Annotated in this window: 16 protein-coding genes and 2 pseudogenes; 7 read left to right on the top strand and 11 right to left on the bottom strand. The window is 58.3% G+C overall.

Going from position 1 to position 17,657, the window contains the following annotated elements:
* Nucleotides 1-183 precede the first annotated feature (183 nt).
* Nucleotides 184-1,425 (top strand): DUF1835 domain-containing protein, encoded by a 1,242-nt coding sequence (locus tag FW789_RS03510; protein ID WP_411562908.1) that lies wholly within the window; start codon nt 184-186, stop codon nt 1,423-1,425.
* 191 nt (nt 1,426-1,616) lie between these two features.
* Nucleotides 1,617-1,952: a hypothetical protein gene (locus FW789_RS03505; RefSeq protein WP_207073079.1), complete on the top strand. Its 336-nt coding sequence runs from the start codon at nt 1,617-1,619 to the stop codon at nt 1,950-1,952.
* Here the strand turns inward: FW789_RS03505 and FW789_RS03500 are convergent.
* Complete coding sequence (locus tag FW789_RS03500) at nt 1,942-3,546, bottom strand: ATP-binding response regulator (protein WP_181003847.1); 1,605 nt, start codon at nt 3,544-3,546, stop codon at nt 1,942-1,944. The genes FW789_RS03505 and FW789_RS03500 overlap by 11 nt on opposite strands.
* Nucleotides 3,547-3,668: 122 nt before the next feature.
* Here FW789_RS03500 and FW789_RS03495 point away from each other — a divergent pair, with 122 nt between their 5' ends.
* Nucleotides 3,669-4,271 carry a LuxR C-terminal-related transcriptional regulator gene (locus FW789_RS03495; protein WP_101320763.1) on the top strand — a complete coding sequence of 201 codons (603 nt, stop codon included), beginning with the start codon at nt 3,669-3,671 and terminating at the stop codon, nt 4,269-4,271.
* A 21-nt stretch (nt 4,272-4,292) separates the two neighbouring features.
* Here FW789_RS03495 and FW789_RS03490 read toward each other — a convergent pair whose 3' ends face one another.
* From FW789_RS03490 to FW789_RS03475, 4 genes are all read right to left on the bottom strand, one after another.
* On the bottom strand, nt 4,293-5,891 hold the full coding sequence (locus FW789_RS03490) for a histidine kinase famiy protein (protein ID WP_446430929.1): 1,599 nt from the start codon (nt 5,889-5,891) through the stop codon (nt 4,293-4,295).
* A 152-nt stretch (nt 5,892-6,043) separates the two neighbouring features.
* Nucleotides 6,044-8,530 carry a TonB-dependent siderophore receptor gene (locus FW789_RS03485; protein ID WP_446430928.1) on the bottom strand — a complete coding sequence of 829 codons (2,487 nt, stop codon included), beginning with the start codon at nt 8,528-8,530 and terminating at the stop codon, nt 6,044-6,046.
* Between the two features lie 117 nt (nt 8,531-8,647).
* Nucleotides 8,648-9,607: a FecR domain-containing protein gene (locus tag FW789_RS03480; RefSeq protein WP_446430927.1), complete on the bottom strand. Its 960-nt coding sequence runs from the start codon at nt 9,605-9,607 to the stop codon at nt 8,648-8,650.
* Nucleotides 9,591-10,109, bottom strand: a complete 519-nt coding sequence (locus FW789_RS03475) for a sigma-70 family RNA polymerase sigma factor (protein ID WP_103437856.1) — start codon at nt 10,107-10,109, stop codon at nt 9,591-9,593. Before FW789_RS03475 ends, FW789_RS03480 begins: the two co-directional genes overlap by 17 nt.
* Before the next feature lie 239 nt (nt 10,110-10,348).
* Between FW789_RS03475 and FW789_RS03470 the strand changes: the two genes are divergently transcribed.
* The gene (locus tag FW789_RS03470) at nt 10,349-10,966 is read left to right on the top strand and encodes a glutathione S-transferase family protein (protein WP_446430926.1); all 618 of its coding nucleotides are present in this window, start codon (nt 10,349-10,351) and stop codon (nt 10,964-10,966) included.
* Nucleotides 10,967-11,216: 250 nt separating this feature from the next.
* Here FW789_RS03470 and FW789_RS03465 read toward each other — a convergent pair whose 3' ends face one another.
* A complete protein-coding gene (locus tag FW789_RS03465) occupies nt 11,217-11,834 on the bottom strand; it encodes a hypothetical protein (RefSeq protein WP_103437858.1) in 618 nt (205 codons plus the stop codon).
* Between the two features lie 190 nt (nt 11,835-12,024).
* Between FW789_RS03465 and FW789_RS03460 the strand changes: the two are divergent.
* Nucleotides 12,025-12,267: pseudogene (locus FW789_RS03460) on the top strand (GntT/GntP/DsdX family permease); the annotation flags it as partial.
* On the opposite strand, the gene arfB reads toward FW789_RS03460, so the two are convergent.
* Nucleotides 12,241-12,654 carry an alternative ribosome rescue aminoacyl-tRNA hydrolase ArfB gene (gene arfB / locus FW789_RS03455; protein ID WP_186698949.1) on the bottom strand — a complete coding sequence of 138 codons (414 nt, stop codon included), beginning with the start codon at nt 12,652-12,654 and terminating at the stop codon, nt 12,241-12,243. The pseudogene FW789_RS03460 and the gene arfB sit on opposite strands and share 27 nt — an antisense overlap.
* Before the next feature lie 244 nt (nt 12,655-12,898).
* On the opposite strand from arfB, the gene FW789_RS03450 reads away from it, so the two are divergent.
* Both FW789_RS03450 and FW789_RS03445 read left to right on the top strand, forming a co-directional pair.
* A complete protein-coding gene (locus FW789_RS03450) occupies nt 12,899-13,555 on the top strand; it encodes a LexA family protein (RefSeq protein WP_371411614.1) in 657 nt (218 codons plus the stop codon).
* 310 nt (nt 13,556-13,865) lie between these two features.
* Nucleotides 13,866-14,498, top strand: a complete 633-nt coding sequence (locus tag FW789_RS03445) for a polysaccharide lyase family 7 protein (protein ID WP_181003807.1) — start codon at nt 13,866-13,868, stop codon at nt 14,496-14,498.
* 296 nt (nt 14,499-14,794) lie between these two features.
* Here FW789_RS03445 and FW789_RS03440 read toward each other — a convergent pair.
* From FW789_RS03440 to FW789_RS03425, 4 genes and pseudogenes are all read right to left on the bottom strand, one after another.
* Nucleotides 14,795-14,914: pseudogene (locus FW789_RS03440) on the bottom strand (AsnC family transcriptional regulator); the annotation flags it as partial.
* A 9-nt stretch (nt 14,915-14,923) separates the two neighbouring features.
* Nucleotides 14,924-16,294 (bottom strand): pyridoxal-phosphate dependent enzyme, encoded by a 1,371-nt coding sequence (locus FW789_RS03435; RefSeq protein ID WP_446430925.1) that lies wholly within the window; start codon nt 16,292-16,294, stop codon nt 14,924-14,926.
* 242 nt (nt 16,295-16,536) lie between these two features.
* Nucleotides 16,537-16,857, bottom strand: a complete 321-nt coding sequence (locus FW789_RS03430) for a DMT family transporter (protein WP_446430924.1) — start codon at nt 16,855-16,857, stop codon at nt 16,537-16,539.
* Nucleotides 16,858-16,947: 90 nt separating this feature from the next.
* Nucleotides 16,948-17,634, bottom strand: coding sequence for a B3/B4 domain-containing protein (locus FW789_RS03425; protein WP_411564610.1), 687 nt, complete (start codon nt 17,632-17,634; stop codon nt 16,948-16,950).
* Nucleotides 17,635-17,657: the final 23 nt, after the last annotated feature.

Below are 17,657 nucleotides of genomic sequence, written 5' to 3'. Positions count from 1 at the left end.
GGGCTTTTTTATGTGTGCCAACTCGCGATCAGGCTTTACCTCCGTGACGCCTGGCCGTTACAGTCGACGCCTGGGCGTGTGCTGCGCCTGCGGTCCGCGCGAAGGGGTTTCCCAGGCATGCGTTGTACATTGCCCATTCCAGCTCCCGGCTTGTCGGCGGACCGAGCCCTGTAAGGAGTTGGCATGCCCGCAATTAATGCTTCCCGCCATCATGGTCTTGTTGACCTGCCCTCGCTGCGCAAACGCGCCAAGCACTTACTCAAAGCACTCAAGAGCAATCAAGCCGAACAGGCCCGCGTACAGTTACGCACGATCGGTCTGCCGGGCCCTGACTACAAGCTTGCCGACACGCAGTGGCTGGTAGCGCGTGAAGCAGGTTTCCCCAGTTGGCCAAAGCTGATCGCACATGCCGACAGTGTCGCCTTCGCCGCCCGTCATCCAGACTTTGCTGCAAGCAACGAGGCCACCGTTCAGCACTGGCGCTGCGGCAACGATATCGAGCACAGCCTGCGAGTCGCTGGCTTCACGGGCACATTTCATATGTTCGATGATCCTATGGTCATGGGTCCTGTTCCGGCCCTGACTGACGACAATTACTGGCAAGTGCGTGCAGCGTTCATTCAGCAGACATTCGGCTTATCGCCACGTGATGCCCAGCAACGCCAAGCCTCACAACGCCAGGCCCTCGCGCAACTTGGCCACGATAGTGAATTGGTGCTGTGGTGCGAGGGCGACGCCTATGATCAGTTGTTTCTGATTCGGCTCCTGGCGAGTTTGGCTACGGTGCCGCGCAGGCTGGAACTGATCGAGATCAACCGCGTGCCAGGCGTTGAGCGTTTCATTGGGCTGGGCCAGCTGGCGCCGGATGTGCTTGCATGGCTCTGGCCACAACGGCGCGCACTGGCTGCAGACGCCTTGGCGCTGGCACGGGAGGCATGGGCGGCCTACACCTCAGCCGACCCTGGCAACTGGGCGCGGATGGCAGGCCCGGTGCATCCGGCATTGCCGCTGCTCGGTCCCGCGCTGGCCAGGCAACTCCAGGAACTCCCGGGCGCCTCGGATGGCTTGAGTCTGACCCAGCGTCTGACCCTGCGGATACTGGCAGATCACGGAGCGTTGCCTGCCGGCAAAGTGTTCGCTCATTTGAGAAAGGACTATGAACCTCTGCCCTTTCTGGGGGATTTGATGTTCGCTACGCTGTTGCGTCCGCTCATCGATGCGCCGCAGCCACTGGTGCAGGAACAGCCGGGCGGTGAGTGGCAGCACCGTCTTGTTCGAATCACCGACCTGGGTGAGCGGGTATTACGAGGCACCGTGAATTGGCTCGACTGTGCCCCAGCTGAGCGCTGGGTTGGCGGCGTGCAGATCGTTGCTGAGCAAAAGCCATGGGTCGTCAGTGAACACGGGGACGTCTGGCGGCGTTGATTCAGCGATCAACGCGCTCCTGTTACCGCGGCCCTAAAGTGCCACTAGCACACTTGTGCTAATCGACCCCGCACCCACCTGGCGCTATATTCGCCAGCAACCCCAATGCTCCCCGCCAGCACGGCGAATTCGCCGTGCAAGGGATCGTTGCGCGTTGAAAAAACCAAAACATCCCCCAAGGAAGAAACGCCATGAAACTGCACGCTCCAGTCACCCGCCTCGCCCTGCTCGGCGCCCTGATGATCGGCGTTGCCGGTTGCAGCCATATGAAACCCACCGAAGACCATCTCAAAACGCTCTCGGAAACCAATATCGGTGAGACGGTCAAGCGCGTTTCCAATGTGCGCAGTGACTCCATGTCCACCTATTACATCGCCAGCACCGCTTCCGGTGACTACAACTGCTCCGTGCCCAGCGGTGCCAGTGGCGGAATGTTCGCCGTGGCCAGCTTCGGCATGATGAAACCCGCCGCCTACTGCCAGCCAAAAGGCGCCCGCGGTAATGGGTTGACCCCGTTCAACCAGTAAGCGGCCCCTGACTGAGCTCACGCAGAGCGCCCCGTAGTTCAGCGGGGCGCACTGGCTTGGACAGAATGGCGATCTGCCGATCGTGCAGGGCTGCCTGGATTCTCTCGAGATCATGCCCGGTCAGAATCAGCGCTGGCACCGCCACGCCGCGCTGCGCGCGCAGATGGTCGATGCATTCGATACCGGTGGCGTGGTTGCCCAGGTCATAGTCGGCGACGATGATGTCGCAATCGCTGACCAGATCATGCCCGCTCGACTCCGCCTGCACCGTGCAGCCCCAGCGCTCCAGCAATGCCTGGGTGGCGAGCAGCACGTTGTGGTCATCTTCCACCAGGCACACTTTCAAACCGGTCAACAGACCCGCCTGACGTGGATCGTCGCGCACTACGTGTTGCTCAGGGGCGGTCGCCAGCGGCAAGCCGCTGAGGCTGACCGAAGTGCCACGGCCCACCCGCGAGCGCAGCGTCACGTCCATGCCCATCAACAGCCCAAGGCGCTTGACGATAGACAAGCCCAGACCGACACCCTCAACGTCTTTATCGCGCAGCTGGCGAACGCGATAGAACTCCTCGAACACCCGCGACAGATGCTCCTCGGCAATCCCCTGCCCCTGGTCGTGGATCTCCACCACCAGGCCGCCGTGGCGCCGGCGCACGCCGACCAGTACAGGGCGCTGGCGGCCGTACTTGAAGCAGTTGGAGAGCACGTTCTGCACCATGGTCGCCAATAGTGCCGGGTCGACCCGCACCCAGTGTTTGCATGGCCGCAGGCGCAATTCGACCCCGGCCCAACGGGCGGCTTCGGAGTTCTGGCGGAGCAGCTCGGCGAGCAACTCGCCCAGGTGAACTTCCTGATACTTGGGTAGCAAGCGGCCGTTGTCCAGGGTGTAGAGATCGAGAATGGAGCGGAACAATTGCGAGACGTTCAGCAGCGACCGGTCAATGTTATCTACCAGCCGCCGCTCTTCATCGCCCAGGCGTGCCTCACGCAGGCAGGCGGTGAACAGGCCGATGGAGTGAATGGGTTGGCGCAGATCATGGCTGGCCTGGGCCAGGAAGCGCGACTTTTCCAGGTTGGCGGCGATGGCCTCCTCGGAGGCCTTGCGCGTGCGCTCCAGCAGCAGGTGGGCGTAGACCGGAATCACCGTACTGGTGATCATCAGCATCAGCATCATGAAGGGCTGCGCCTGCCACAACGGATTCAGCCCGTACACGATCATCAGCGCCAGCAAGCCAAGGACGGTGGCAATCGCCAGATAGCGCGAACCATAGCGCATGCCGTTGCCCAGGTTGACCCAGACCATCACCGCATACAACGGCAACGCCGCCTCGCCGCCGATCACCAGGCCGAACGAGGTGCCGGTATAGTCGTGAATCATCCCGAAAACCCGCCGCGCCGGGTAATGCCCGGGCCAGCGCGCGATGACCTGACGAAGTACGATCGAGGCCAGCAGGAACACAACGATATAGAGCATCACCGGCACGTAGTGCGCCACCGACTGCCCTGGCAAGAAGCCAAGCACACCGATGTACACCATGGCGCAAAGGGCTACCACAATACGCAGGTTGGCTTGATCCAGTTCAGCGTCTTTCATGAACTTCACGGGCAACGTCCTTGTACGGTCATCGTCATGCTGGCACGCCAAGCAGGCAGGCCCTGAGCAGAGTGTTAAAGTACCACGCAGGCGCAACACCTGACCCCAGGGAGGGGCACTCCATGACATGCCGCATCATCATCGCTGACGACCACCCAATGTTTCGCGAGGGGATGCTGCGCACGGTGCAACGCTTGCTGCCCGAGGCTCAGGTAGAGCAGGCCGGCGATCTGGACACAGTGCTGAACATGCTCGAACGCGACAGCGACGTGGACACGCTGATCCTCGACCTGCGCTTCCCCGGCCTGACCTGCATCAGCCAACTAGGTGAGCTGCGCAAGCAGCTGCGGCGTACCACATTGATCGTGGTATCGATGGTCGATGACCCGCTGTTGATCGAACAGGTGATGGCGATGGGAGCCGATGGCTTCATCGGCAAGAACATCGCGCCCGAAGAGATCGGCCAGGCGCTGCTCGCCATCCGCGAAGGCGAGGTGCTGGTCAAGTTCGCACCCTCAGGGCTATTACCTCTGGACACCAACACCCTCACTACGCGCCAGCAGGAAGTGTTGCGGCTGATCGCTCAAGGCAAGACCAACAAGGAAATCGCCAAGGCCCTGGATATTTCGCCGTTTACCGTGCGCATCCATGTATCCGGATTGCTGCGAACCCTCAACGTGCCATCGCGGGCAGCGGCAGCCGTCAAATACAGCGCATCCTTGTAAGTCAGCGCTGCCGGGACACTGTTACACGCCGCCCGGAGAATCCAGCACCATCCTCACCTTGCGGCCAAGTTCCTGCGGTAAGTACGGTTTGGATATCACTTCAAATTCAGAACCGCCAATGTCAGTTCGCTCGATCGAGCTCTCTGCATAGCCAGTGGTCAGCAGAACCTTCATCGACGGATGCTGCAACTGCACCTTGCGCGCCAGCGTCACGCCATTGATGCCACCCGGCATGATCAGGTCAGTGAACAGCAGGTCGAAGTGCAGCCCCTTCTCCAGGATCATCAACGCATCCTTGGCATCATTGGCCACCTGGGTCTCATAGCCCTGTTCTTCGAGGATCACCTGGGCCAGCTCGGCAACATCGGCGCGGTCTTCCACGATCAGGATGCGCTCATCACCGGTTTTGGACTTGAGCAGGCTCGCACGCTCCAAGGGGTGCAGCTCGCTGGCGTCGGCGGGGAAGTAAAAGCGCACGGTAGTCCCTACGCCCTCTTCGGAGTAGATCTTGACTGCGCCACCGGACTGCTTGGCAAAGCCATACACCATCGACAGCCCAAGTCCGGTGCCCTTGCCCTCGTCCTTGGTGGTGAAGAACGGGTCCATCGCTCGACCGCGCACGGCCTCGGGCATGCCCTCACCGTTGTCGGTGAACGAGACGCAGACGTAATGTCCCGCATGCAGCCCTTCATAAGACGCTCGCGCATCTTCGGTCACGATGACGTTCTTGGTTTCAATATTGAGTGCCTGGCGCTCATCTCCAGCCATGGCATCGCGCGCATTGATGATGACGTTGAGCAAGGCGATCTGCGCCTGAGCCGGATCGATACGGCAGTTGTGCAATTCGTCATCCAGGCTGAGCGATACAGAGACACCATCGCCCAACGTCTGGTTGATCAACACCTGTGCGTCAGTGACGATCTGATTGATATTGATCACCCGCCCCTGCAGCGATTGCTTGCGCGAGAAGGCCAGCAATTGCTTGGTCAACGTATTGGCCCTTTCCACCGCCTCGGTGGCATGGGTCAGGCCCCTGACGATCTTGGCCAGATCGGGCTGCTCCTTCTCGGCAGCCAACTTGGCCAGGGAGACATAACCACCGATGACCTGCAGCAGGTTGTTGAAATCGTGCGCTATGCCGCCGGTCAACTGCCCCAATGCCTCCATCTTCTGCGACTGGCGCAATGCATCTTCCACATCTCGACGCCGGCTGACGTCCAGCTGGGATGCGAAAAAGTACTTGAGTTCACCGCTGTCGTTATAGATCGGCGAGATGAATAGCGCATTCCAGAACGAACTACCGTCTTTACGGTAGTTCAGTACCTCGGTGGAGAAGTCATAGCGCTGAGCGACGGCCTGGCGGATCGCAGAGATCACTTCCTGATCCGTATCCTTGCCCTGCAGGAACCGGCAGTTGTGGCCGATCAACTCATCTTCGCTATAACCGGTCATTTCCTGAAAGGCCTGGTTGGCAAAGATGATGGGATTGTCCGGCTGGTTGGGGTCCGTGACGATCATGGGCATGCGCGTGCTTTCGACGGCGGCGAAGAAAATGTCCTTCGGATGGCCCATGACTTCAGCAGTGAATCGATTGTCTACTCTAATCCCACTGGGCGGCACTGCGGAGTCCTCTGCGAAGGTACGCTGGGGTCTGCAGATAACTGCGACCCGGAGTGGCGGCAGGGCCGGCAAAGCGCGCCCAGATCCAAGCCATTGCGCTTGGATCATTGGGCAGCAGCAAAGGTTCGCAGATTTTTCGATTCAGCTCGCTGTCACCAATCGTAAGTCATTTCCACAGATGCAACCCGCTCCTGCCCGTAGTAGCAGCCAAACGCATAGTTGCAGTCCGAAATGAACTCGCGGTCAAACACGTTCTGCACGTTCAGGCTGGTACGCAAACCGCGCAGGCCGGCATCCAGCGCGCCCAAGTCGTAGCTGATGGTGGTGTCATAAACCACATAGGCGGGCACGTCGAACGAGTTGGCCGAGTCCCCTGGCTTGCGTCCGGTGTAGCGAGCGCCGGCACCGAAGGTCAGGCCAGCGAGCGTTGCCTGCGTGAAGTGATAGTCGACCCACAACGAGGCCGACACGGGCGCCGTTGCCTCACTGCGGTTGCCCTCATCGCCATAGGTGCTTTTGGTATAGAACGCGTCGATGTAGGTGGCGGCGGCCATCACATCGATATTGTCGAGACTGGACTTGGCTTCCAGTTCTATACCCCGTGCGCGCACTTCACCGCTTTGCGTCGAGTATTGCGGGTACTCGGTGTCGCCCGTCAGTACGTTCTTCTGTTTGACCTGAAACACCGACGCGGTAATCAGCGTCTTGTCGAAGGGCTGGTACTTCACCCCAACTTCGTACTGCTCTCCCTCGGTTGGCGTAAAGGCTTTGCCACCGCGCTCGGGGGCGGCGGTGCCGAGGGTCGGCAGAAACGACTCGGAGTAGCTGACATAGGGCGCCAGGCCGAACTCGGTGACATACGTCAGACCGACTCGTCCGGTGAACTTGTTGTCCCGCTGCGACGCTACGGTGTGGGCGAGCAGGTCCTTGTTGTCGATTTCCGCCCAGTCCTGGCGACCACCAATGGTCAGGACCCATTGGTCGAAGCGGATCTGGTCCTGCAGGTACACGCCGGTCTGGCGTAGGGTGTTGTCCCATTGGGTGTCGAGCACCGGGGTTACGCTGGAGCTGTCGTAGTTGTTCTTGCCATACAGATCGACCGGCAACACGTTGTAGGCGTTATAGCCATCGTACTTGCGAGTGAAGTGACGATAATCGACGCCGGTCAGCAGGGTGTGCTCAAGCGCACCGGTGTTGAAGGTGTATTCCAGGTTGTTATCGATGGTGTAGGCAATGTTGTGCTGGCGCCAGTCGAGTTTGACTCGATTGGCCCGAGTCTGATCAACCACCCCGGCCGCATCGGTGACGAAGCTGCGCAGATAAAAGCCCTTGTACTGGTCACGCACGTCGGTGTAGCGCGCGGTGGAGCGGTAAGTCAGGTCGTCACTCAAATTGTGGCTGAAGTCATAGCCAAAAATATACTGGTCACGCTTGTAGTCGTTGTATCGCGAATCACCGGAAAAGAACTCCCGCTTGATCTTCTGCCCGGTCGGGCCACGGTCCAGTGAGCCGATCCGCGGCAACGATTGATAGTCGGCCTGGCCATCGTCGCGCTGGATCTGCGCCAGCAGGGTCAACGAGGTGTCTTCGTTGGGCGTCCAGGTCAGGCTCGGTGCCAGCAACATTCGCTCGGAGTGGGTATGCGCAACCTGTTCGTTGCCTTTCTTGGCGACGCCTACCAGGCGATAGCTGAATGTCTTCTGCTCGTCGAGCGGGCCACTGGTATCGATTGCCCCGTTGACCCGGTTGTAGCTGCCCGCGCCGAGCTTGATCTGGCTGCGCTGTTCGCTGGTGGGGCGTTTGGACACCAGGTTGATCAGGCCGCCCGGCTGGTTCTGCCCGAACAGCACCGATGACGGCCCTTTGAGCACTTCGATGCGCTCCAGGGTATAGGGGTCGATCTGCGGCGCACCGCCGAGGCTACCGGCATAAGGTATGTAGGCACCGTCGAAATACAGCGGCGTCGGGGCGAAGCCGCGGCTGGTGATCTCGTCGGCGATCACGTTGCGATCGGTGAAGCCGCCGGTGGTCAAGCCCGGCGTGTAGCGCAGTGCCTGGGTCAGGTTGCGCGCGCCCTGCACGGCGACCTGATCGGCCGTCACCACGCTGATCGCCTGGGGGATTTCCAGAATCGGCGTATCGGTCTTGGTCGCGGTAGCGCTGCGCGTGGCGACATAGCCGTCGACCGGTCCGTAGGCCGACTCGATGACCTCGCCGGAAATATTGGTAGCGCCCAGTTGCATGGCGGCGCCCTGCTCACGCAGCAACAGCGAGTAGCTGCCGCTGGCCAAACGAACCGCTTGCAAGCGGGTACCGGCCAGCAGCTTCTGCAGCCCGGCATCAGTGCTGTAGCGGCCGAGCAAGCCGCTGGTCTGCTGCCCGGCAGCGTGGGCCGGATCGAACGAGACCGTCACGCCGGCAGCGGCCGCGAACTGAGTGAGCGCCGACCCCAGTGCGCCGGCGGGGATATCAAAGCTGCTTTCAATGTTGGTCTGAGCCGACGCCGGCTGGGCAATCAGCGCGGTGCCGAATGGCAGAGACAGCGCCATCCCCAGCAGCGCGGCGTGCACCGCACGGTTCAGGGGTTTGCCTGCAGGTTTGCTGAAGATTTCGCGCGGTTGAGGGTTGCGGGGGATCATGCGGTTTCCTTGCGCCCGGTGGCAGTAGGTGACGGCGTCTGTGTGCGCCTCTACCTACCAAGTCGAACGAGAATAAAAATCAACAACCCCTTGCGCTGGATTATTTTTACACCGGTTTCAAGCCGGCTCGACGCGCGTCCAGTAACGGCTGAACCGACGCAGGCGCACGGGTAAGGTCGACGTCAGATTGTCGAGGATGACGTCGCTGTCACCGAGGTGGAAGGCACCTGAAATCCGCAGCTGAGCCACCGCCGACGCACAGCCCAGATGGCCCGGGCGATAGCGTTGTAATTCGCTAATGAAGTCGCCCAGGGACCAGTCCTCGATAACCAGCATGCCGCGCGTCCAGGCATCCAGCTGCGACGGGGACTGCTGCAGCGTGCCGGCCTCGGTGCTGACGAAGTCCAGTTGTTGACCGGAATTGACGCGTACCGCCGAACCTGTGGCGCTTGCGCAGCGCACTTCAACCGCATGCTCCTGCACACTGACCCGAGTACGCTGCGCGTCGTAGCGCACCACGAAGCGAGTACCCAGGGCGCGGATGCTGCCCGAAGGGGTATGCACGATGAAGGGTCGCGCCTGCGCGTCCGGCGCCGTCTCGATCTGGATTTCACCGCTGAGCAGTTGGATTTCACGCACGCTCGCGCTGTAGTGAATGTCCACCGCAGTGGCGGTATTGAGCATCAGCAAGCTGCCGTCATCCAGGCGCAGCCGACGCCGCTCGCCGGTAACGGTACGCTGGTCGGCCATCAAGGTTGGCAGTGGCGTCGTGCTCCAGGCCAGCGTGCCAGCCCCGCCTGCGGCCAGCAAAAGCGAAAGGACCTTGAGCACGTCGCGGCGTTTGGCCCGGGCACTGCTCAGCGTTGGCCGGCCTATGCCTGGTGTGACCTGGGCGAGCTTGTCCTGCAGTCGAGCCAGTCGCTCCCACGCCTGAACATGCCGCGGATCACGCTCCAGCCAACGCAGATGCGCTTCACGCAAGGCAGCATCGGGCGTTTCGGTGCGCAAGTCGACGTACCAGCGCGCGGCAGCCTCGAGTGTTGCGTGGTCAAGGGCTTGCTCACGCACGTTCGTCATCTGCCAGCAGCAGGCAATGAGTCAGGGCGCGCACTGCGTGTTTCTTGACCGTGTTCACCGAGATATTCAGGCGTCGGCCGATCTCGACATAGCTCAGCCCATCGAGCTGGGCCAGCAGGAAAATCTCGCGCGTGCGCCCACCCAGGCCGTCCAGCATGCGGTCGATTTCCATCAGGGTTTCGATGATCAGCGCGCGGGTTTCAGGCGAAATATCCAGCGGCTCGGGGCTGAGCGCGAGGGTTTCCAGGTAGGCCTGTTCCAGGTAGCGACGGCGGAACATGTCGATCATCAAACTGCGCGCGATGGTGCTCAGATAAGCGCGAGGCTCACGCAATTCGGTTGCCTTGCGCTGGGTGATTACCCGAATGAAGGTGTCCTGGGCGAGGTCCGCCGCGTTGTCGACACAGCCGAGGCGCTGGCGCAACCAGCCGCAGAGCCACTGGTGATGGGTCTGGTAGAGTGACTGCACGGCGTTTTGCTGGGAATAGTCGACAGAAGACATGAGAAGCGGCCTGGCGCAGGATCTGATAATGACTCTCATTTTGGCCAAGGGGTGTTGGGATGGCAATAGCACGCAGTGGTGAGCGCATGTTTCGGCTAGGGTGATCCTCCTGCAACCGCCGGCAGCGCGACTGCAAAACCTGTTCAGTGAACATAAGCTCATCACGCGGTCAGTATGTATTCGGCAGAGCGGCGGCTCTATTCATGCCCTCGCCTCCACCACGACTGAGGATCACCATCATGATCACCCTGCATCACTTGAACGAATCGCGCTCCATTCGAACGCTCTGGCTGCTGGAAGAGATGAGCGTGCCTTACAAAGCAGAGTTCTATACCCGAGATAGAGCGACCCATTTCGCCCCTGAGTCGCTGAAAGCCATTCATCCACTTGGCAAGTCCCCGGTGATCGAACTCAACGGCAAAGTGGTCGCGGAGTCAGGTGCGATTACCGAGATTCTGATCGAACGTTGCGCCCCGCACCTGGCGCCGGCGAGAGACAGCGATGAGTACGTCGAGTACCTGCAATGGCTGCACTTCTCTGAAAGCTCCGCCATGCTGCCGCCGCTGCTTCAGGTGTTCATGCAGCGCGAGACGGCCGAGCTGGTTTTCCTGCCGAGCTATGCCCAGGCCGAGGGCAAGAAGATCTTCGCTTATGTGAATGACCAGCTGGAGAACAAAGACTACCTGGTGGGCGGCAAACTGAGCGGCGCCGACTTCATGATGTACTTTGTGGCTGAGCTTATTCAGCGCTTTGACCGCAAGGGTGAATACCCGAACATCGGGAAGTATCTGCTCAATCTGAAAACGCTTGAGAGCTGGAAGAAGGCGCAGGCGATCGAGGCTAGCCACTACGGATAAAAAGGTCCGTAGGATCAGCTGAGGTCGGTCCGAGGCTGTCGCCTTGAAGTGCATCCCTTTCAAGGCGTTCTGAATTTGCACATGGCTTGAGATTCTGTGGGAGCGGCCTTGTGTCGCGAAAGGGGCGCTCAGCGGCCCTAGCGATCACAAGCGAGAGAAAAATCCAGAAAAATGCAGAGACCTTGAAAGGGATGGCCTTGAAGCGGGCATGTAAAAGCCTGACACTTCGAGACCAACAACGCTCGTCAGCTTAGCGACTCCTTGGGTAGGCCACTTTGGCAACAAGAACGACAGAGACGTCGTACATGATGTCGCCCCCTCTTGTTGTCTTGTAAATATTACAGAGCATTCTGCCCTCGCCCGTAGGTGGAATCACTCTGATGGCATCGGGACCTGTGGTTCTTTCCAGGCTCAACGGCGCGGCTGTCAACTCTCCCGCGTAAATCTCGGCAACCACGATATTTTTGGGTGTCGTCTTCTGCGACCGTTGCCTGACTCCCTGCCCCAGCCCCCTGAGCCTTCCGGCAATCAAACGAACGCACATGTCATCCAACTGCGTCTTGAGGGGTCTGGTGTCCCTGCTGGAGGGCCATCGGACAAAATCACTCTTGACGCTCGTGACATCCTTTTTCAGTAAGTTCTTACCCGCAGACGGCACGCCAGAAGCATCCGCAGCGAAAATATAGCTAACCGTCGAGGGATAAGCAGATGCCAGCCGGCGCGGATCATTCTGGGCAAGGTGCTGTTTGATGTAAGCCTGCGTATACCACCGCGCTTCAATCTTTACTCTCTTCTTGTCGGTAGCCGCGTGGGCGCTATTGACAAAGACCAATGAAAGCACTGCGATGGCAATCAAGCTGAAATTCACGAGAGATCCTTTCTGTTTGTTGTGATGTGACGCGGCCGATCCGTAGCCAACCGTGCGCCAGCAGAAGCTGAGTTACAGGGCCGCAGATTACATCAATAGGTGAAGTGTGTTCAGCTAGCGCCTGACGATTCATCGTTTGTCGCTACCGTCGGCCTGAAATCTAATCCATCTTAAACAACTAACAATAACTGTGATGGAGCAGGCCCACGAGAACCCGCAGTACAGCCCCGAGATCCTGGTGATCGCCATCGGCGCCGGCGCCATCGGCTGGACCCACGTGACGGACTCGACGTTCTGGGATGTAAAAGAATACCTGGGGATCTCCCTCGCCGAGGCCCTCAAGCCGGTCAGTTGGTTCAATCCTGCTATAGCAAAAGCTTCAGTGGCCTTGCTCCCGCCAGCAGTACTAGAAGTCCACCTTGCCCCGACCTGACTTGATGGTGCTGCGCTTGGCTTTGCCTTCGAGGCGGCGGGTCTTCGAGCCCAGGGTCGGTTTGGTCGGGCGGCGTTTTTTCTCGGTCTTGCCGGCAGCAATGATCAACTCGGCAAGCCGCGCCAAGGCGTCGGTACGGTTCTGCTCCTGGGTGCGGTACTGCTGGCCCTTGATGATCAACACGCCGTCGCTGGTGATACGGCTGTCACGCAGCGCCAGCAGCCGCTCCTTGTAAAACTCGGGCAGCGACGAGGCACGGATGTCGAAGCGCAGGTGCACGGCGCTGGACACCTTGTTCACGTTCTGCCCACCAGCACCCTGGGCGCGGATGTAGGTCAGTTCGATGTCGCTGTCCGGCAGATGCACGTTGTTGGAGATGATCAGCATGACATGGCCCTTGTGATTGCGGCCATTATCACAGGCTCGGCGGCTCTCCCATAGCATCACATCTAAATCCGTTAATCAGTGCCGAAGCCGGCCGTCTCAGTCAGAGTCTTCGTATTCTTCCTGACTTCGATTCGGCATGTCGGCGCAGCCCCAATGAACCGCACACCCGATGATAACTCAAGCTATAGGCTACAAAAACATATGTTACTTGAAGCCCCATAACGTGTGTTTTACCCTTGACGGTATGACTAAATCCCCCGAAATGCTCAAAGATCGAATTCATCAACGCCGCACAGCCCTGGGCTTGAGCCAGCAGCAGCTCGCGGAAAGATCAGGGGTGAGCCAGGTCACCATTCAGCATCTGGAGAGTGGACGAAATGCGACCTCGAAGAAGTTGCTGGAAATCGCGAGGGCGCTCGGCGTAACCGCGGAGTGGCTGGGCTCGGGCAAAGAGGCTCCTCCAGCAAGGAGTAACGTGCAGGCGACGCACGTTCTGCCAGAGTCATACCGGTATCCGGTGATCAGCTGGGTTGCGGCAGGCGCCTGGGCCGAAGCGGTAGAACCCTTCCCGCCTGGCTACTCGGACAGGTATGAAATGTCCGATTACGACTCGAAGGGCACTGCCTTCTGGCTTGAAGTCAAAGGTGACTCCATGACCTCCCCAGTAGGCACCAGCATCACTGAAGGCATGCTTATCCTGGTAGACCCGGAGGCTGAAGCGATTTCCGGAAAGCTGGTCATCGCCAAACTTTCCGACAGCAACGAGGCCACCTTCAAGAAGCTGGTAGAGGATGGAGGCCGTCGCTTCTTGAAGCCGCTGAATCCTGCCTACCCAGTAGAGCCGTGCATGGAGGGCTGTCGCATTGTCGGCGTGGTAGTGCGCGCCATGATCAAGCTTTAAAGCGCTTACCCTGCCAAGGCCCAGCCATCGAGCTGGGCTTTTTTTTCTGATATTTCGCGGCGCCCAGTTCTCAAGCGTTGAAAACCTTCGGCACGCAAGGGTCCCCCACGCAGCGGGTTTCCATGCCAGAAATTATAACCTGTGTTATTGACATAAAGTAAACCTGGATTATCATCAATCAATAACACAAGTTATGTTCGCTTCGGTAGCCATAACGCTCTGCCCAGCCGGACGTGACCACCTTGATGCACCCAGGCCATTACATGTCTACAACGCGGCCTGGATTACTACCTTGAGCAAGGAGATCACCATGCACGCATTCGGCAACATCACCGCAAACGGCAAGGTCTATCTTTACCCAGCCGAGCTTCCCAGAGACCTGCTCTGGGTCGACCAGAACGGCCACACCAACTACTGGTGCTCGGTCCAGGCTGGCACCAGCGGCAGTTCAAAGAACCCACGCACCGAGGGACGGCAAACGCTGCCAGGCACCGCCGTGTCTTTCAACTGGCTACCGGGCAGCGCCAGGCACTCCATGTCCGGCCGGGTGCGGGTCGAGCAGGCGCCCTCCAGCGGCAAGGTCATCATCGGCCAGATCCACGCAGTCAATGCGCTCAACCCTTTTCTGATGGTGATCTGGTGGAATGGGTATGTGCGCATCGAGATCCGCGATGTGCCGCTCGGCGTAACCCGCACCCTGCTCAAGAAGCCGATGCCGCTGGGCCAAGTGTTCGATTACTGCATCCAGGTCGACGAGCGCAGCCAGCTAACTGCCACGCTCGACGAGCTCAGCGCCAGCGCGCCAGTGAACTCGAAGTGGAGCAAGTACCCGTTCTACTTCAAGGCAGGTGCTTATGTGATCGACAACAAAGGTGATGCGAGCGAGGGCGGCTGGGTAGTTTATGAGGCGCTCGACGTGATTGACGGCGTTCTGTCTGCTTGAATACAGGATTGGCGATGGGCTGTTCGAGATGCTGATCGAAAAGCTTTGTCTGCGAACCGGCCAGCCGAACGAATGTGGTCGGCAACTATCGGAAGCGCTTCCGAAATCCGCTGTTCACAAGGATATCCCCTGTAAAACTTTTCCATGCTCCATAAACGCAAAAAGCCCTGACAAGTCAGGGCTTTGAATATGGCGGAAGCGTAGAAATTCGAACCCTTCTCTAAGCAGTCCCCCCGTATACCGGTGCTGGAAATCCGTCACCGCTCACCTTGAAACCGAGTCTAACCCAATGAAACCTGACGGACTGCGTTGCGCGAAAGGTTGACCTTGGTACCAAGCTCTGCAAGGGCAATTTTGGCGTTGGCAGTGAGCTAAGCCAGGATCCGCTCATCCTGTGGATCGAACAGACGTTTCATACAGTATTCCTATATGCCCCGAATAAAGCTGGAAAGGCCATCGATATCTCCCTTGCTCAGCGCAAGATGATCCACGGACAAGCTGGCTGCCGCAGTCACGTCACCTTTCCACATGTTCAGCTCAGCCAAAAGCTGGGAGGACTTGCTGGGAGCAAGCTGCGCCAAGGTTACCATTGGGCTCGCAATGCTCCGACGATGAAGCCGCGCTGCGAGGGCGCCCGTTGCAGTCTGCGGATCGACGGCGGTTCCCGCCTCCTTGTACAAAGTAAGCATCTCCGCCTTGACTTGCTCATCCGCAACGGCATAGGAGTCAAACAACATACGTGCCTGCAGCCACTGCTTGTTCCCAATGCTCAGTTTACCGGAGTCCTCGAAAGCAGCCATTAGGCGCTGCACGGTACTGCCGTCACGATCATAGAGCTCCCAGATAAAGCGTTCGAGGTTTGAAAAGAGTGAAAAGTCCATTGAGGGAGACAGCGAATGGCTGACCTCTTGGGTAGAGTAGCTATTCTGATTGATGAAGCGATGCAGAGAGTCATTGGTGTTGGTCGACACAATGACCTGATTGATGGCCAGCCCCATTTTTTGGGCAATGAAGCAAGCATAGATCTCGGCAAAGCTCGCACCCGGTATGCTGAAACCAACCGGGCGCACCCCTCCCCCAAGCTGCAAAGCGCTGTGGAAAAAGAAGACGATCTGAGCCAAGACACCCACCCAGTTTGTAGAGTTGAAACTGATGGGAAGAACATCTCCCACCGGCCAAGCTCTCAGCACCTTGGAAACGAGTGTCTGGCAATCATCAAAGCTACCGCTAACCTCGATCAACTGAACATGATCCGAGCTTGAACCCATCAAACCTGCCAGGCGATCGGCAGGCACACCGTCCCGGGGATAGAGGGCCAACACCTTCACATTGTGCACATCCCTGAATGCTTCGATAGCTGCAAGCCCCGTATCACCATTGGTCGCCCCGATAACGACTGCCTGGCTGGGGGGAGTCAGGAAATGAGTAACAAGCCGAGACTGGAGTTGGGCTGCGAAATCCTTCGACGCCTGAGTCGGCCCGTGATGCAACTGCAAAACCCATTCATTTGGGCCAATCTGTTGAAGAGGAGCTACCGCTCGATGGTCAAAGCCTTGGTAGCAGTCTTTCAGCATTCTCTTCAAGGCAACACCTTCAATTTCCCCGCCAACAAACGGGGAAATCACACGAAACGCGAGCTCATCAAAGGGAAGCCATGACCAGCTGGCAATTTCTTCGCTATGAAAACGTGGGAGGTTCTCTGGCACGTAGAGCCCTCCATCAGATGCTATACCCGAGAGAATGACGCTACGAAAATTGGCAGGCTCAGCAGAACCACGAGTGCTTACGTAGTCCATATTTACTCCAAATAGTAATTAAGCGACCATCCTGTGCTGCTAGAAAATTCATCAAGCAGCCCTAAAAAGCACTTTATGCATGCAGCATCAGCAATTGAATAAGACAAATCGCATTATTTTATGGTCAAAATGCTCAGGGAAGAGCTTTTTGCTCGCACAACCTCTGGAATCCAAACGTGCTTACACATTATGAGATGAAAAAAGACCGCTCAATGGCGGCCTTTTGGGTCACTTCATGAAGCTCATACTGCAGACGAAAACTTCATAAGCACCAAGCCACCGATGATCATAATGGCAGCGATAATTCTGAGGGTGCCAGCGGGCTCGCCGAGAAATGCAATGCCTACTGCAAACGCTCCAATGGCACCAATCCCAGTCCAGATAGTGTAAGCGGTACCCAAGGGCAAACTTTTCATGGAATACGAAAGCAGAATAAAGCTGGCGACAACAGTAATGATAGTTAAAACTGACGCTCCGACCTTAGTGAAGCCTTCTGACTGCTTCATCGAAAAGGCCCACACGACCTCAAGTATCCCTGCAATAATCAAACTGAACCAAGCCATCGACGGCTCCATTAAGAAGCCGGGTCGTCCCGGCAAGATTAACCCAATTATAAGGGGTCGTCCCCTGGGCACTAGAGTCCTGAACTCAAATCAAACTTCAACGAGCTCACTAGTAATGACAGCATCTGGCATCATTTTCGACAAGCCAGTGACGAGATCATCTGCTGCTGCGTTCAGCGCCTCGATCGGCATTTCAGGTAGACTTTCAAGGATGAACCACATCTGCTTTGCATTTGCATCCAAACGGGTTCGTACACCTTGGCGCCAGTTCCAACGACGGCAGGTCACACCCTGATCGTCGCGCCAAATAACCTCACCAGCATCCGGTGGTTCATTCGCAAGCTCGCCACTTTTCATAGTGTCAAACTCTTCACTGCCATCAGCAATGGTCAACCGTGGCATGCCAACGTAGGCAGCGAAATTCTCGCCACCCACTGGAATGGCATATTGAATACTGATTGCATTGTAAAGGTCGACAACCGGATCAATCGTTGGAAGTTTCCCGTCTTTCTTGACCCGCTTTAGAAGCGCCTCAGCAGAGCATGGGGTACGCTGCGGCTTTACACCAAACTTACGGAAAGCGTCCCCCCAAGCAGCGAGGTGAGCATCAGCCCAATGTGCGGTGCCTGCCTCAACGACCTGGTACGCACGCTCCATCGCTTCAGCGGCTACACCAGGATTGACGATAGGGGCCGCCTCTACAACAACGCTGACGGCTCGAAAACCAGGAGTGAGCTCGGCAATCCTTGGGTCAATTGACGGATGTACAGAAAGCATCAGAGAATCTCCTAAACTGACCA

This window comes from Pseudomonas sp. 1121_17 (genome assembly GCF_052850745.1).
Note: the sequence above shows the minus strand (reverse complement) of the source record. Positions and strands in the feature narration are given on the sequence as shown.